Genomic DNA, 14,228 nt, shown 5'->3' with positions numbered 1-14,228 from the left:
CATCTGGAAGGTGCCCCGCATTTTTGTGCTACCGGGCGCGTCTGTTCAGGGCTCTTCGCGATCGCGGTACCGAACTCGCGGCGGCGGATACGCCGGAAGATCGACTCCGGGTGGGCGGCGGCGAGGGGGCAGCGGCGGCGATACGTCGTCACCCGAAGCGAAGAAGGGCTCCATCCGCTCCTCACGTCTGGGCGACGGAGTGGGCTCGGGCGCCCGGCGGCGACCGTACGACGGGTAGTCGTCGTCTGCCACGGGCCGACTGTCGGGCTGGGGGCGACGCGTAGGCGGTTGGTGCGTGCGATCGACCCTGGGTGGCTGAGGGCTTCTCCGAGGCGGCAGCGGACGCTCGTCCTGGATCGGCTCGCGCCTGGGGGTGCTTCGGTAGGCGGGCTGCTCGTCCACCTCGGGGGCGCGGCGACGCGGGGGCCCGGGGACGGGCGCGTCCGAGACTCTGCGTCGACGCCCGGTCTCGGGTGCGGGTTGTTCTCGCGTGGCAGCCGCAGAGGAGTCACGAGTGGTGGCCGCCGAGCGGCGGGAGCGGGTCGAGCGCGCGGGCCCGGTGGGGCGCTGATTGAGCAGGAAGTACCGGAAGCCACCGATGATCAGCACGACCACGGTTGCGGCCAACATGATCGGAAAGCGGTTGACCAACGGGTACGCGATGTTGATCGCGATATCGCGCAGCGCGGTGCTGTTGTCCTTGCCGATGAGCGTGTGCCCGATCGGCACCGCAGCGAAGAGCAGCAACGGCGGTTGGGCCATCGCGGTGAAGAGGGCCTTGTTCGAAGCGGCAACCACAGCGAAGAGACAGCCCAGGAAGTAGAACGTCGAGAACACCGCGGTGAGCTCTCCGCCGCCTCCGGTGGCATCGATCAGTACGCCGACGGCGGTCACACCGGCAGCAAGCAGGATCACTCCCCACCAGGGCAGGCCGGGGACGGTCACGATGAGCGATCGCTTGTCCAGCGGTACCCCGGAGCGAGCACGTTGGGTTGCAGACACATAACGACATTAGCGGTTCTTGCGTTGTCGGCCGTGTTTGTGCGGGTCGTGGCTGGCGCATTTATCGACGCGATGGCGCGATGGTTTCGGGTTCTTCGCCAAACGAACCGGACGGATTGTGTGCAGGGTCACCGGACTCTCGTGGATTGGGGCACACCGCCGAAGCCGTCAGCGTGGGAGATCGGCGGTGTCGGTGGGCTGCTCTACCGTCGGATTCATGAAGATTCTGCACACCTCCGATTGGCATATAGGTCGCACCTTTCACGGCGTCGATCTGTTGGCCGATCAGGCGAGTGTGCTCGGTTCCATCGCAGATTCCGTCCGCGAACACGGAGTCGACGTCGTGGTCGTGCCGGGGGACATCTACGACCGCTCGATTCCCAGTTCCGACGCGGTCACCGTGTGCAATCGAGGCTTCGAGGCAATCCGGGCGGCGGGGGCGGTCATCGTCGCGACGTCCGGCAATCACGATTCCGCGGTGCGGCTCGGAGCCGGGGCATCCTTTGCCGCTGCCGGCGGCTTGCACTTGATCACTCGCGTCGGCCAGATCGGTACTCCGGTGATGCTGAGCGATCAGTTCGGTCCTGTCGCCTTTTACGGGATTCCGTACCTCGAGCCGGAGATCACGCGCGTCGAGTTGGACGTGCCCCGGGCTCGTACTCATTCCGACATCCTCGGAGCGGCCATGTCGCGTGTTCGGCGAGATCTCGCCGAACGAACGGCTGCCGACCCCGCGACTCGATCGGTATTGCTCGCCCATGCCTTCGTCGTGGGCGGTGAGGCCTCTGAATCGGAACGCTCCATTTCGGTCGGCGGAGTGGAGACCGTCGCAGTGGGAGAGTTCGACGGCGTCGACTACGTCGCCCTCGGACACCTGCATTCTCCGCAGATGCTCTCGGAGAGTGTGCGGTACTCGGGTTCACCGTTGCCGTATTCGTTCGGTGAACGCAGCCACCGTAAGGCGGCGCTTTTGATAGAACTCGACGCAGCCGGCCTGTCGTCGGTGCAGCGCCTGGATCTCCCGGTCATTCGGGGGCTGAGCCAGGTGACGGGAACTCTCGAGGAACTACTCGGTGAGTCGAAGTACACCGATTCCGAGCAGTGCTACCTCTCCGCATTGCTCACTGATCCGGTTCGTCCCGTCGATGCCATGAGGCAACTTCAGGCGCGTTTTCCCTTTGCCGTTCATCTCGAATGGCAAAGGCCGGAAGGGCAATCGGATCTCAAGTACCGTGACGCGGTACGGGGTCGATCCGACATGGAGATCGCCCGCGGCTTTGTCTCGGCAGTGCGTAGTGACCCGTCCGAGCGTGAGGTCACATTGATGGCCGAAGCGCTCAGCGCTGCCGCGCGCGCCGAGGAGTCCACGGTAGAACTGAGTGAAACCGCGTGAGGCTGCACAAACTCGAAGTCAGCTCTTTCGGGCCCTTCGCCGACACGGTCGAGGTCGACTTCGACCGTTTGGGTGCAGACGGGCTGTTCCTTCTGCACGGTGACACCGGGGCAGGCAAGACCACGATCCTCGACGCGGTTGCGTTTGCCCTGTACGGGCGGGTGCCGGGTGCGCGCAACGAGGGCAAACGGCTACTGTCCGATCACGCGCCCGCCGGTTCGGTGCCGCGCGTGGAACTCGAAGCGACCATCAGTGGTCGCAGAATCAAACTTGTTCGTAGTCCAGAGTATTCGCGCCCGAAGAAGCGTGGCACCGGTTCGATCACAGAGAATGCAAAGGCCACACTGACGTGGTTGGACGGCCGCGGCGAGAATCTTTCGCGCATCCCTGACATCGGTGACGAGATCAACCGCCTCATGGGCATGAGCGCTGATCAGTTCTTCCAGGTGGTGCTCTTGCCGCAGGGTGAGTTCGCCAAATTCCTGCGTGCCGAGAGTGACGAGCGAGGCAAACTGCTCGAGCGTCTGTTCGACACCAAGCGTTTTGTCTCCGTCGAGGCATGGTTCGACGCCAAGCGAAAGGCAAGTGCGACCGCGCTCGCGGCCAGGGAGCAATCCGTGCGGCTGCTGCTCGCGAAGGTCGAGACAGCTGCGGGACTCGAGGTAGGCGCCGAGGCACACCCACTGGAATGGTCGCGCAAACTCCTCGCCGAGGCTCAGGACACCCGCGATGCAAGTCTTGCGGAGCTGGTGACCGCGAAAGATGCAGCAGCCGAGGCTAATCGGGTTCTGTCGGCGGCGCAGCGAACCGCAGATCTGGTCGCTCGCCGTAATCGTGCGACCGCTGAACTCGCAGCATTCAATACGGGCGCCGCCCAAAGAGCTGTGATCGGCGCTGAAATCGAGACCGCCAAGCGCGCACTGCCGGTGGCCGCTGTCGCCGGCGATGTGGACGCTGCCGGCTTGCACCTCGCTGCCGCACTCGAATCGATGACCGCAGCGATGTCGACCTACTCCGCACTCGACGGTCCGGAGATTTTTGTGCCGGAGGTGTGGCCACCCACCGACGACGAGCGTCAACGCGTCGTAGCTCGGATCCGGACCTGGCGTGACGAGATCGTTCGCCTGGACGCAATGGCGGAGGATGCTCGCAGAGCCGATGCGGCAGAAGCCGAGATCGAGAAACTCGGAGTTCGGCGAGACGCTCTGTCCGAGCGCATCGATGCCATCGCGGTTGAACGCACTCAACTGCCAGAAATGGTGCGCTCGGCCGGCCAACGACTGGAGGATGCGCAACGCGCGCACGCGGCTCTGCCCGGCCTCGAAGCTGCACTGGCCAAAGCATCGGATGCTGCGGCAGCGGCTCATGAATTCGTCTCTCTGCGTGCGCAAGCCGAGAAGATTCGTGTGCAGGTGTTGGATGCGCGCGACGCCCATCAGAGTGCTCGCGGGCGCTGGCTCGACCTCGTGCAGAAGCGTATCGAGGGCATGGCTGCGGAGTTGGCGAGTTCACTCGCGCCCGGTGACCCATGCCAGGTGTGTGGTTCGCGTGAACACCCTGCGCCGGCGCAGTCTGATGTCGTGACGGTCACCGAGCCCGATCTGGAAGTCGCGTCCGCAGCCGAGCGTGCGGCCGAGAAAGCCCTGAGCAAGGTAGTCGACCGCCAGGTAACCGTCGACCGTGACATCGACCGGGTGATCGCCCGCGGCGGGGACGGCGACGTCGCAGAACTCGACAGGCTCCGCGCCGCGGCTCGGAACGCCGTTGACGAGGCGACCCACTCTGCCGGTCAGGTTGGAGGGTTGGCCGACAAGCTCGGGCATCTCAACGAGCGTGACGGCGAGCTGCAACAGGAATCCGCTTCTCTGACGGCCGAATTGGCGGCACTGACCGAGCGTACGACGACTCTGTCGGCCACGGTCGAGCAGATTCGAGCGGCGATCGTCGCTGCGGTGGGAGAAGATTCGACCATCGCTGCTCAGCGCTCGCGGTTCGAAAGGCTTGCCTCCGCTGCCTCGGCGGCGTCTGAGATGCGTGACGACGCCGTTCGTGCGCAGGCGCGATCGGCGGAACTGTCGACCAAACTGGCCGCTGCGGCGGCCGCTGCTGGATTCGATTCGGTCGAGGCTGCGATCGAAGGGGTGAGATCGCCGGCCCGAATCGCAGCGATCGAAACGGAACTCGCCAAAGCACGCGACCTCGAGGTGGCCGCTCGGACGGTCCTCGACGACCCCGAGGTCGTTGCGGTGAGCGAAGTCGAGACAGTCGACGTCGACGGTCCTCGCGAGCGTGCTCTTCAGTGCGCCGAGGTGGTGAACTCGGCTGTTGCAGCTGCTTCCCTGGCCGAGAACCGTGTGTCGGATCTCGAACGGTTCAGCGGACAACTCGAGAAAGCATACGAAGCGGTTGCACCTGAGCGGGAACTGCACGACGAACTCGCTGGCCTCGCCGACGTGATCGCCGGCAAAGGTCAGAACAGTCGCAAGATGTCGCTGCGAGCGTATGTGCTCGCGTCGCGGTTGGAAGAGATCGCCGTGTCGGCATCGGTTCGGCTGCAGCGGATGTCCGGGGGCAGATACGAGTTCGTGCACAGTGACGAGGCAGGTTCTCGGGGTCGCCGCGGCGGTCTGGGACTCGACATCCGGGACGACTTCACGGGTGTGGTTCGCTCGGCGAAGACGCTCTCGGGCGGTGAATCATTCTTGGCGTCATTGTCTTTGGCCCTCGGACTTGCCGATGTGGTTGCGGCGGAGTCCGGCGGAATCGTTCTCGACACGATGTTCATCGACGAAGGATTCGGCACTCTCGACGCCGACACCCTCGACTCGGTGATGGCTGTGTTGGACGAGCTTCGCGACGGTGGACGAGTGGTGGGCATCGTCAGTCACGTGGACGAGATGAGGCAGCGAATCCCGAGTCGCCTGCACGTCATTCGCGGACGTGCAGGCTCCTCGGTGAAGGTGATCGCGGGCTGATCAGGCCTTTTTGTTCTCTACCTCTGACTCGGCGTCGTCGTCTTGATCCTCGAGGATGTCCGACGCATCGCCGGCGGGCATCGGCTCGTTGTCGCTTGCGCGTTCGTCGATCTGCTCGCCGATGTACCGGATGACAACTGCTGCCACAGCGGCGACGGGCACTGCGAGGAAGGCGCCGACGATGCCGTACAGCGAGCTACCGGCGGCCACGGCAAGCAGCACGATGACGGCGTGGAGTTTCATCGACTTGCTCTGCAGCACAGGCTGAAGGACGTTTCCTTCGATCTGCTGAACGGCCAGGATGATGATCAACACGATGATGGCGGTGGTGAGACCGTTGGCCACCAGCGCAACCAACACGGCCAGGGCGCCGGCGACAAAGGCACCGACGATCGGGATGAAGCCACCGATGAACGTGAGAATTGCCAGCACCGGTGCCAGCGGGACCCCGAGTATCAGCAGTCCGGCGCCGATGAAGACCGCGTCGATCAGACTCACCAGTGCTTGTGTCCTGATGAATCCGCCGAGCGTGTCCCACATGCGGGTGAGGACCTCTTCGAGATGCCGACCGGCACGGCCGCCGCCGACAGCGTGGAGCCAGGGGATGAACCTCGGTCCGTCCTTGATGAAGAAGAAAGCGAGAATCAGGACCAAACCGAGCGTGACCAACAACGAGCTCGCTGTGCTCACGCCGCTGAAAACGCCTGAAGCGATGGCGGTTCCGCTTTCCTGCACCTTGGTGATGACGGCATGGACGGCGTTGTCGATCTGGTCGTCCTTCAGGTTCAGCGGCGGACCCTGGAGCCAGTCCTGAACCTGGTTGATGCCCTCGGTGGTCTTGTTCGCGAGCTCGGGGGCCTGGCTGACCACTGACGGAACGATGCCGGCGATCACACCGGCCAGGATTCCGATCGAGAGCACCAGGGTGATGCCGGCTGCCGCGGCCGGTGGCATCCCGCGCTTGATCATGCCGCGGGTCGGCGGCCACATGACTGTCGCAACAACGATAGCCAGAGCCACCGGCAGGATGATGACCCAGAGCTTTTCGATCAGCCAGCCGAAAATCCAGGCGCCCAGCGAAATCGACGCCAACACCAACGACCATTTTGCGAGCCACATACCCCCTTGCCCGATGATCTCGCCGCGGTCGCGCTTGCGCACCCCTGCGGACGTCCCCTTGTCTTGCTCGCTCACTGATCGTCCTTTCCGTCGGCGCAGGGATCTCCTCGCCGATGTGCGAATCCGGTGATCTAGCTGAGCTGATCGTAACGACTGCATGCGATAACTCGTGTGTTGCGCTGCAATACTGTGTTTTGAAGCATGCTGATCGGACTAACATTTCCGTCATGAGAATCGCAGCAGCAGTCGGGGCAGCAGCAATCGTCGTTCTCGGGCTCACCGCGTGTAGCACCGAGGATCAGGACAACGCGCAGAACAAGATCAGCGAGGCAGTCACGAGCGGGCAACAGGCGCTCGAGACGGCGAAACAGTCAGCGGGCAACGCCATCGATCAGGGCAAGACGGCGCTGTTCGTCGCCACGTTCCGTGGGGCTTACGCACCGTTGGCGGAGAACCGCGACGACGCAGACATCGAGGAGATCTTGACGACCACGTGTACCGAGGTCGCCAACGGCACGGACGAGGCGGAGGTCAAGACCAAGATCACCGACCTGGCCGAGAACAACGGCAACAAGCCCACCGACGAGCAGGCCGGCCACATATACGAACTCGCGAAGGCCACCTGCCCCTGACCGGATTCAGCAGCAGCGGGCGCCTGGGTTGGCGTCGGCTGCTGCGTGTCGGCGGCGCCAGAACTCTCGTTCGCTGATCACCGGTGAGTCGGCGTGGTGGCGTCGGGTGTGCTCGACGTAGCGCTGATAGTCGAGATCACCCATCACCGAGCGAACCCACCACAGCGTTCCGCGGAACGCTGTGGTGAGTTTTGCCGTCATGGTCGCCGTCGTCATGGTCAGTGCCCACCTCCGTGTGCGGCGCCGGGCGCCCGGACTTTCCCGGCTTTGATCAGCTCGTCCCATTCTTTCTGGATTTCCTTCTCCGCGGGCGTCGGAATGAAGCTGGCGGGTCCGAAGATTTTCGACGGTTCTTCCGGGGACTCTGTGGTCGGCAGCCCGCCCGCTCGGATTGCCTTGGCACATACGATGATCCCGGCGATGACCACGACGATCACCAGTGACGCGAAGATGATCGACAACGTGCCCTGGATGAAGGTGTTGCGAATGACGGCATCGATGGCCTCCGGAGTCTTCGCGGAACCGTGCGCCGTCTCGCCGGCAGCCTTCGCGTCCTTGAACACGTTGTGCTGAGCCCAGTACCCGATCGCGGGGTTGTCGGAGAAGATCTTCTGGTACGACGCGGTCATGGTTACGACCAGGTCCCACACCAGCGGCACGCCGGGAATCCAGGCCCATTTGAACAGGCCCTTCTTCATGACGATCGTCATGACCACCGTCAGTGCGATCGCGGCGAGTAGCTGGTTGGCGATGCCGAAGAGCGGGAAGAGTGTGTTGATTCCGCCCAGCGGATCGGTGACACCCATGAGCAGAATCGCGCCCCAGGCAGCGACGACGATCAGCGAGCACAGCCACGCGCCGATGCGCCACGACGGGTCCTTGAACTTCTTCGCCGGACCGCCGAAGTTGCCGAGCGAGTCGGAGAGCATGAATCGAGCGACGCGGGTGCCGGCATCGATCGTGGTGAGGATGAAGAGCGCCTCGAACATGATCGCGAAGTGGTACCAGAACGATTTCAGCGAGTCGCCGCCGAAGACGTCGCTGAGCACTTCGGACATTCCGAACGCGAGCGTCGGGGCGCCGCCGGTTCGCGAGATGATCGATTCTTCGCCGACGGCCTCGGCTGCCTGAGTCAGCACGTCCGGTGTGATGGGGGCAGTGCCGAGGGGCAGATTGTTGACGTATTCGGCTGCGGTTTCCGGTGTTCCACCGGTCAGTGCCGCGGGAGCGTTGAGTGCGAAGTACAGGTGCTGATCGAGGATGCAGGCGGTGACCAGAGCCATGATCGCGACAAACGATTCGGTCAGCATGCCGCCGTACCCGATCATCTTGGTCTGGCTTTCCTTCTCGAGCAGCTTTGGCGTCGTACCGGACGCGATCAGTGCGTGGAAGCCCGAGAGTGCGCCACAGGCAATGGTGATGAACAGGAACGGGAACAGTGAACCGGCAAAGGCCGGGCCTTCGCCGTTGGAGGCGAATGGCGTCACTGCCGGCATGTTCAGAGCGGGTCGTGCGACCAGAATTCCGATGGCCAGCAGCGCGATGGTGCCGACCTTCATGAACGTCGACAGGTAGTCGCGCGGTGCCAGGAGCAGCCAGACCGGCAGCACCGATGCGGCGAATCCGTACGCGATCATCAGCCACGCGATGGTGACCTTCGAGAGTGTGAACCAGTCTGCGCCCCAACCGGTATCGGCAACCCATCCGCCGGAGACGATGGCAAGGAGAAGCAGGACGACGCCGATCAGGGAGACCTCGGAAACCTTGCCCGGCCGCAGATACCGCAGGTACACGCCCATGAACAGCGCGATGGGGATGGTCATCGCGATCGAGAACACTCCCCACGGGGACTCGGCGAGCGCATTGACGACCACAAGTCCGAGCACCGCGATGAGGATGATCATGATGACGAACACGCCGATCAGTGCGGCGACGCCGCCGACAAGGCCGAGTTCTTCGCGGGCCATCTGACCGAGGCTGCGCCCGCGGCGCTTCGACGAGATCCACAGGACCATGAAGTCCTGCACCGCCCCGGCGAACACGACGCCGACGATGATCCAGATCGTTCCCGGAAGATATCCCATCTGCGCGGCCAACACGGGTCCGACCAGGGGACCGGCACCGGCGATTGCCGCGAAGTGGTGACCGAACAGCACCCGACGGTCGGTCGGCATGTAGTCGGCGCCGTTCTCCATGATTTCGGCGGGAGTTGCGACGTCGTCGCGGGGCTTGACGATCTTGCGTTCGATCAACCGCGCATAGAAGCGGTAGGCGATCAGATAGGTACAGATTGCGGCCAACACGAACCACACAGCGCTGATGTGTTCACCGCGGACGATCGCAATCATGTACCAGGCGCCCGCGCCGACCAGTCCGAGAACAAGGAAGACGACGCGCGCAGTCGTGGAGATGGGTGTTTTGTCGATGACGCCGACAGGTGGCAGGTCAGGATCGGTTTTCAGGTACTCGACATTTGGTTCCGGCGCAGTCGTCAAGCTCATCGTCGAACTCCGTCCACTAGTGCACGTGTGGCCGCCGTCACAGCGGGCCATCTGTCACTGTAGGACCAGGAGGGTGAATCCGCGCGATCTGAAACGCGGGAGTCGACCGACGTCAGAATCGGTGAGCGTCGGCGTCGATCCAATCGGTGAGCCAGCTCTGCGGCGGGGAGTCGAGCAGTTCGCCCGGCATCAGCCAGTCGAACAGGTCGGCATAGGTGCGAGTGGTGAGACCGTCGACGCGGCGGTTGAGCATTCCCGGTTGCAGTTGGTCGAAGGAATCGATGCCCATCGACGCGATCATCTGTTGCGCGCTGGCGACGGTTGCCTTCTGGAATCGGTAGACGCGCTCGCTCTTGTCGGGGATGTCGAGTGCGCGGGTGCGTGCCGGATCCTGAGTGGCAACGCCGACCGGGCAGCGGTTGGTGTGGCACATCTGGGCCTGAATACAGCCCACTGCGAACATCATTGCGCGGGCCGCCATCGTGAAGTCTGCGCCCTGGATGATGCGTTTGACGATGTCGGAACCGCTCGCCACCTTTCCGGAAGCGCCGACTTTCACGAGAGGGCGCAAACCAGTTCCCACCAGAGCGTTGTGCACCAGCATCAGGCCCTCGGTCAACGGCATGCCCATGTGGTCCTCGAACTCCACCGGACCTGCGCCGGTGCCGCCTTCGGAACCGTCCACGATGATGAAGTCGGGCGTGATGCCGCGTTCGATCATCGCCTTGCAGATTCCGAGGAATTCACGACGCGAGCCGACACACAGTTTCATCCCGACCGGCTTGCCTCCCGACAGTTTTCGCAGGGTCGCGATGAAATCGACCAGTTCGACCGGGGTGCTGAACGCGGTGTGCGCGGGTGGCGAAATCACAGTCTGGCCGACGGGTACCCCGCGGGTTTCGGCGATTTCGGGGGAGACCTTGACTCCGGGAAGCACGCCACCCAACCCGGGTTTCGCACCTTGCGAGAGCTTGATCGAAATGGCCTTCACCTGGTCGGAGCCTGCGCGCTCGGCAAAACGGTCAGGATCGAATCGGCCGTCCTCGGTCCGGCATCCGAAGTATCCCGAAGCGATTTCCCAGATCAGATCGCCGCCGTGTTTGCGGTGATACGGACTGATCGCGCCTTCACCGGTGTCGTGAGCGAAACCGCCTTTGGCGGCGCCGGCGTTGAGGGCCTCGATTGCGTTGGCGGACAACGACCCAAAGCTCATCGCGGAGACGTTCAGGAGAGCGATGTCGTACGGCTTCGTGCAATCGCGTCCGCCGAGGCGAACTCGCGGAACGGTGTCGGGGGCGGTCCGTGCGCGAATCGAATGCGTCATGAACTCGTAGCCGATCGCATTGACGTCGCGCTCGGTCCCGAAGGGCTCTTCCGCCAGTGTTCCCTTTGCCCGCTCGTAAACCAGATCTCGCGTTTCGCGATCGAATGGCATTCCATCGGTGGATGATTCGACGAAGTACTGCTGGATCTCCGGTCGAATCTTCTCGAGGAGGAATCGCGCGTGCCCCAGGACCGGATAGTTACGGAGGATGCTGTGGGACTTCTGAGTGAGGTCGTAGGTGCCCATGGCCGCCAGCGCGAGTGTGACGACAGCGATCACCCACCATCCGGGCGAGGCGACAATTGCGAGCGCGGCGGTGCCGAGACCCACTATCCATATCAAGAGCACGATCAGCATCCGAGTCACCTCGAGAGCGTAGGCGCTCACTGTGACACGGCAGCGGTAAGTCTCCACTAGGTTCTGCGATAGAGAACCGAATCCGACTCTTTGGGGGAATGATGACCGAACCGCAATATCCGACCGACCCGCAGGATCCGAAGGAGCAACAGTATCCGAAGGAGCAACAGTATCCGAAGGAGCAGCAGTATCCGGCAGGCCAGCAGTATTCAGCCGGTCAGCAATATTCAGCAGGCCAGGAATATCCGACGGGTCAGCAGTACCCAACCGACCCGCAGTATTCAGCCGGACAGCAGTATCCGACCGGTCAGCAGTACAGCGCAGCCCAGCAGTACAGCGCTGCTCCCACGTACGCGGCGCCTCAGTACGGTCCGCCGAAGTCCAACGCGGGATGGGCCGTCGCGTCGATCATCTTCTTCTGGCCTATCGCGTTCGCCGCGTTCAACCATCTCCACGACATCTACCCGAAGTGGGCGATGGGCGATCACCAGGGCGCGCAAAACGCGTCCGAGCGGGTGAAGAAGCTCGGGCAGATTTCGCTCCTGATAGCCGTCATCTGCTGGGTGCTGTTCATCGCGTTCTACGTGATCTTCCTGGTTGCGATCGTGTCGTCCGTCGATTCGTATACCTACAACTGATCACCTGCCGCGACGTGACGGTGGGGCGAGTACCCGTCACGTCGCCGCGAGGCCGTAGAATCCACAGACCGTGAGCCTTACCCTCGGAATCGTCGGACTGCCCAACGTCGGCAAGTCCACCCTTTTCAATGCACTGACCAACAACGACGTGTTGGCAGCGAACTACCCGTTCGCGACCATCGAACCCAACGTCGGTCTGGTCGAGCTGCCCGATCCGCGGCTGCAGAAGCTCGCCGAGATCTTCGGCTCCGAGCGCATCCTCCCCGCGACCGTGTCGTTCGTCGACATTGCCGGCATCGTCAAGGGAGCGTCCGAGGGCGCAGGCCTGGGTAACAAGTTCCTGGCCAACATCCGTGAAGCGGACGCCATCTGCCAGGTAGTTCGCGTCTTCGCCGACGACGACGTCATCCACGTCGACGGCAAGGTCGACCCGGCCTCCGATATCGAGGTCATCGAGACCGAACTCGTGATCGCCGACATGCAGACCTTGGAGAAGGCTCTCCCGCGTCTGGACAAGGAAGCTCGCAAGAACAAGGAGCTCAAGCCGGCCCACGACGAGGCACTCAAGGCTCAGGCCTTCCTCAACGAGGGCACGACGCTCTTCAGCGTCAAGGACAAGCTCGACTTCTCGTTGCTTCGTGAGCTGAGCCTGCTCACCACCAAGCCCTTCCTGTACGTCTTCAACGCCGACGAGTCTGTGCTCACCGACGCAGCGAAGATTGCGGAATTGCGCGCATCCGTCGCACCGGCCGACGCTGTGTTCCTCGACGCGAAGGTCGAGCAGGAACTTCTCGAGCTCGACGAGGAAGACCGCCAGGAGATGCTCGACTCGATCGGTCAGACCGAGCCCGGCCTGCACGCTCTCGCGCGCACCGGCTTCCACACCCTCGGACTGCAGACTTACCTGACGGCTGGTCCGAAGGAAGCTCGCGCCTGGACCATCCACAAGGGTGACACCGCTCCCCAGGCTGCCGGCGTCATTCACACCGACTTCGAGCGCGGCTTCATCAAGGCTGAAATCGTGTCCTTCGACGATCTCGTCGAGGCGGGTTCCATGGCCGCAGCCAAGGCTGCCGGCAAGGTCCGCATGGAGGGCAAGGAATACGTCATGGCCGACGGCGATGTGGTGGAGTTCCGCTTCAACGTCTAAATCCGCGGCTTCTGGTCGTCACCCCACGGGCATCTCGCTGAGCGTCCGACGGGTGACGAACCGCCGCGCTCTCCCCGACAACGGGTCGGTGAATTCGAGTTCCCTCGCGAGCAATTGGAGTGGGAGAGAATGATCGTCCGGGGCGTCGGGAAGCAGGTCGGGGTATCGCCGGTCGCCCAGGATCCCGGCGCCGAGAGCTGCCAGATGCACCCGCAACTGGTGCATCCGTCCGGAGCGCGGACGTAGAACCGTGTGCAGCACAGCACGTCCGGAGGCGCTCACGCCCGTCCCTCGTGCCTCGATCATGGTCTCGGAGTTGGGTTCACGGCTGTCGTCGACGACGACTCGCAACTCGCCGCGTCGAGCTTCGATGTGGTTGCGGTAAACGAGAGGGACGTCGAGCGCTGGTGAATCCTGGCCCCGCCGGGTGGGTCGCGCCGACACCGCCTCGTAGACCTTCGTGACCTGACGCTTCTCGAACAGTGACTGATACGCGCCGCGCGTCGCGGGGCGGGCCGAGAACATCACCACGCCTGCGGTGCCGCGGTCGAGTCTATGGATCGGAGTCAGATCTGGGTTGTCGAGGCGGACGCGCAGTCGGACTAGTGCCGACTCGCGCAGGTAGCGCCCGCTGGGGGTGGTCGGGAGAAAATGTGGCTTGTCGATGACGACGAGATCGTCGTCGATGTGCAGGATCTCTTCGTGGAACGGCACCGGGTCCTCCGCCGGCAACTCGCGGTAGTACCAGACGAACCGGTGCGCACTGAGTTCTGTGCTCCGGCAGAGCGACTGGCCGTCGATACCCACGAACTCGCCGTCGTCGAACCGCCGATACAGGTTCTCGGCGTCCAGATGGTCGAACTTGGCCACGACGTACTCGGCGATCGTCGCCCACGGCCCAGAGAGCGGGATGCGTAGGCGCGTCGGGCCAACCCCGTTCTTGACGGGCAGCGGTGGGGACATGGACACGCAGGTCATCATCCCATCGACTACTGGTCAGCGGTGATTCGGTGTGGCCTCGACGGGGACGTCCCCGCGGGGACGCGGAAACCGAACTCACAGCGGTGGTCGGTGTAGATCGTCTACTCGAAAATCAGTAGCGCGCACGAGATGCGGGCCCGTATGGTTCGGCAGAGA

Annotated in this window: 11 protein-coding genes; 5 read left to right on the top strand and 6 right to left on the bottom strand. The window is 63.5% G+C overall.

Annotation, left to right across the window (positions count from 1 at the left end):
• Window positions 1-45: 45 nt before the first annotated feature.
• On the bottom strand, window positions 46-1,002 hold the full coding sequence (locus tag KTR60_RS20180) for a DUF6542 domain-containing protein (protein ID WP_042448843.1): 957 nt from the start codon (window positions 1,000-1,002) through the stop codon (window positions 46-48).
• Window positions 1,003-1,219: 217 nt separating this feature from the next.
• On the opposite strand from KTR60_RS20180, the gene KTR60_RS20175 reads away from it, so the two are divergent.
• Both KTR60_RS20175 and KTR60_RS20170 read left to right on the top strand, forming a co-directional pair.
• Window positions 1,220-2,395, top strand: coding sequence for an exonuclease SbcCD subunit D (locus KTR60_RS20175; protein WP_054826655.1), 1,176 nt, complete (start codon window positions 1,220-1,222; stop codon window positions 2,393-2,395).
• On the top strand, window positions 2,392-5,370 hold the full coding sequence (locus KTR60_RS20170) for an AAA family ATPase (RefSeq protein WP_065351207.1): 2,979 nt from the start codon (window positions 2,392-2,394) through the stop codon (window positions 5,368-5,370). Before KTR60_RS20175 ends, KTR60_RS20170 begins: the two co-directional genes overlap by 4 nt.
• Here KTR60_RS20170 and KTR60_RS20165 read toward each other — a convergent pair whose 3' ends face one another.
• The gene (locus KTR60_RS20165) at window positions 5,371-6,564 is read right to left on the bottom strand and encodes an AI-2E family transporter (protein ID WP_003945249.1); all 1,194 of its coding nucleotides are present in this window, start codon (window positions 6,562-6,564) and stop codon (window positions 5,371-5,373) included.
• Window positions 6,565-6,716: 152 nt separating this feature from the next.
• Here KTR60_RS20165 and KTR60_RS20160 point away from each other — a divergent pair, with 152 nt between their 5' ends.
• On the top strand, window positions 6,717-7,121 hold the full coding sequence (locus KTR60_RS20160) for a hypothetical protein (protein WP_003945253.1): 405 nt from the start codon (window positions 6,717-6,719) through the stop codon (window positions 7,119-7,121).
• Window positions 7,122-7,127: 6 nt separating this feature from the next.
• Here KTR60_RS20160 and KTR60_RS20155 read toward each other — a convergent pair whose 3' ends face one another.
• The 3 genes from KTR60_RS20155 to KTR60_RS20145 all read right to left on the bottom strand — a co-directional run bounded on the left by KTR60_RS20155 (window position 7,128) and on the right by KTR60_RS20145 (window position 11,312).
• Window positions 7,128-7,337, bottom strand: a complete 210-nt coding sequence (locus KTR60_RS20155) for a YbdD/YjiX family protein (protein ID WP_003945213.1) — start codon at window positions 7,335-7,337, stop codon at window positions 7,128-7,130.
• Between the two features lie 2 nt (window positions 7,338-7,339).
• Window positions 7,340-9,622, bottom strand: coding sequence for a carbon starvation CstA family protein (locus tag KTR60_RS20150; protein ID WP_007726338.1), 2,283 nt, complete (start codon window positions 9,620-9,622; stop codon window positions 7,340-7,342).
• 112 nt (window positions 9,623-9,734) lie between these two features.
• Window positions 9,735-11,312 carry an FMN-binding glutamate synthase family protein gene (locus KTR60_RS20145; protein ID WP_037132028.1) on the bottom strand — a complete coding sequence of 526 codons (1,578 nt, stop codon included), beginning with the start codon at window positions 11,310-11,312 and terminating at the stop codon, window positions 9,735-9,737.
• A 92-nt stretch (window positions 11,313-11,404) separates the two neighbouring features.
• Between KTR60_RS20145 and KTR60_RS20140 the strand changes: the two genes are divergently transcribed.
• Both KTR60_RS20140 and ychF read left to right on the top strand, forming a co-directional pair.
• On the top strand, window positions 11,405-11,941 hold the full coding sequence (locus tag KTR60_RS20140) for a CD225/dispanin family protein (RefSeq protein ID WP_228401192.1): 537 nt from the start codon (window positions 11,405-11,407) through the stop codon (window positions 11,939-11,941).
• A 70-nt stretch (window positions 11,942-12,011) separates the two neighbouring features.
• A complete protein-coding gene (gene ychF, locus KTR60_RS20135; RefSeq protein WP_003945278.1) occupies window positions 12,012-13,091 on the top strand; it encodes a redox-regulated ATPase YchF in 1,080 nt (359 codons plus the stop codon).
• Window positions 13,092-13,109: 18 nt separating this feature from the next.
• On the opposite strand, the gene KTR60_RS20130 is transcribed toward ychF, so the two are convergent.
• Complete coding sequence (locus tag KTR60_RS20130) at window positions 13,110-14,072, bottom strand: pseudouridine synthase (RefSeq protein WP_007726335.1); 963 nt, start codon at window positions 14,070-14,072, stop codon at window positions 13,110-13,112.
• Window positions 14,073-14,228 lie beyond the last annotated feature (156 nt).

The organism is Rhodococcus sp. C1, from assembly GCF_020809065.1.
In the GTDB taxonomy this organism is placed as follows: Bacteria; Actinomycetota; Actinomycetes; order Mycobacteriales; family Mycobacteriaceae; genus Rhodococcus_F; species Rhodococcus_F qingshengii.
This window is presented reverse-complemented; position numbering and strand designations above follow the sequence as displayed.

Bases quoted from the DNA above. Each gene is read 5' to 3' on its own strand.
- KTR60_RS20175 (WP_054826655.1), top strand. From the start codon at position 1,220: ATGAAGATTCTGCACACCTCCGATTGGCATATAGGTCGCACCTTTCAC.
- KTR60_RS20160 (WP_003945253.1), top strand. From the start codon at position 6,717: ATGAGAATCGCAGCAGCAGTCGGGGCAGCAGCAATCGTCGTTCTCGGG.
- KTR60_RS20155 (WP_003945213.1), bottom strand. From the start codon at position 7,337: ATGACGACGGCGACCATGACGGCAAAACTCACCACAGCGTTCCGCGGA.
- KTR60_RS20150 (WP_007726338.1), bottom strand. From the start codon at position 9,622: ATGAGCTTGACGACTGCGCCGGAACCAAATGTCGAGTACCTGAAAACC.
- KTR60_RS20140 (WP_228401192.1), top strand. From the start codon at position 11,405: ATGACCGAACCGCAATATCCGACCGACCCGCAGGATCCGAAGGAGCAA.
- KTR60_RS20130 (WP_007726335.1), bottom strand. From the start codon at position 14,072: ATGATGACCTGCGTGTCCATGTCCCCACCGCTGCCCGTCAAGAACGGG.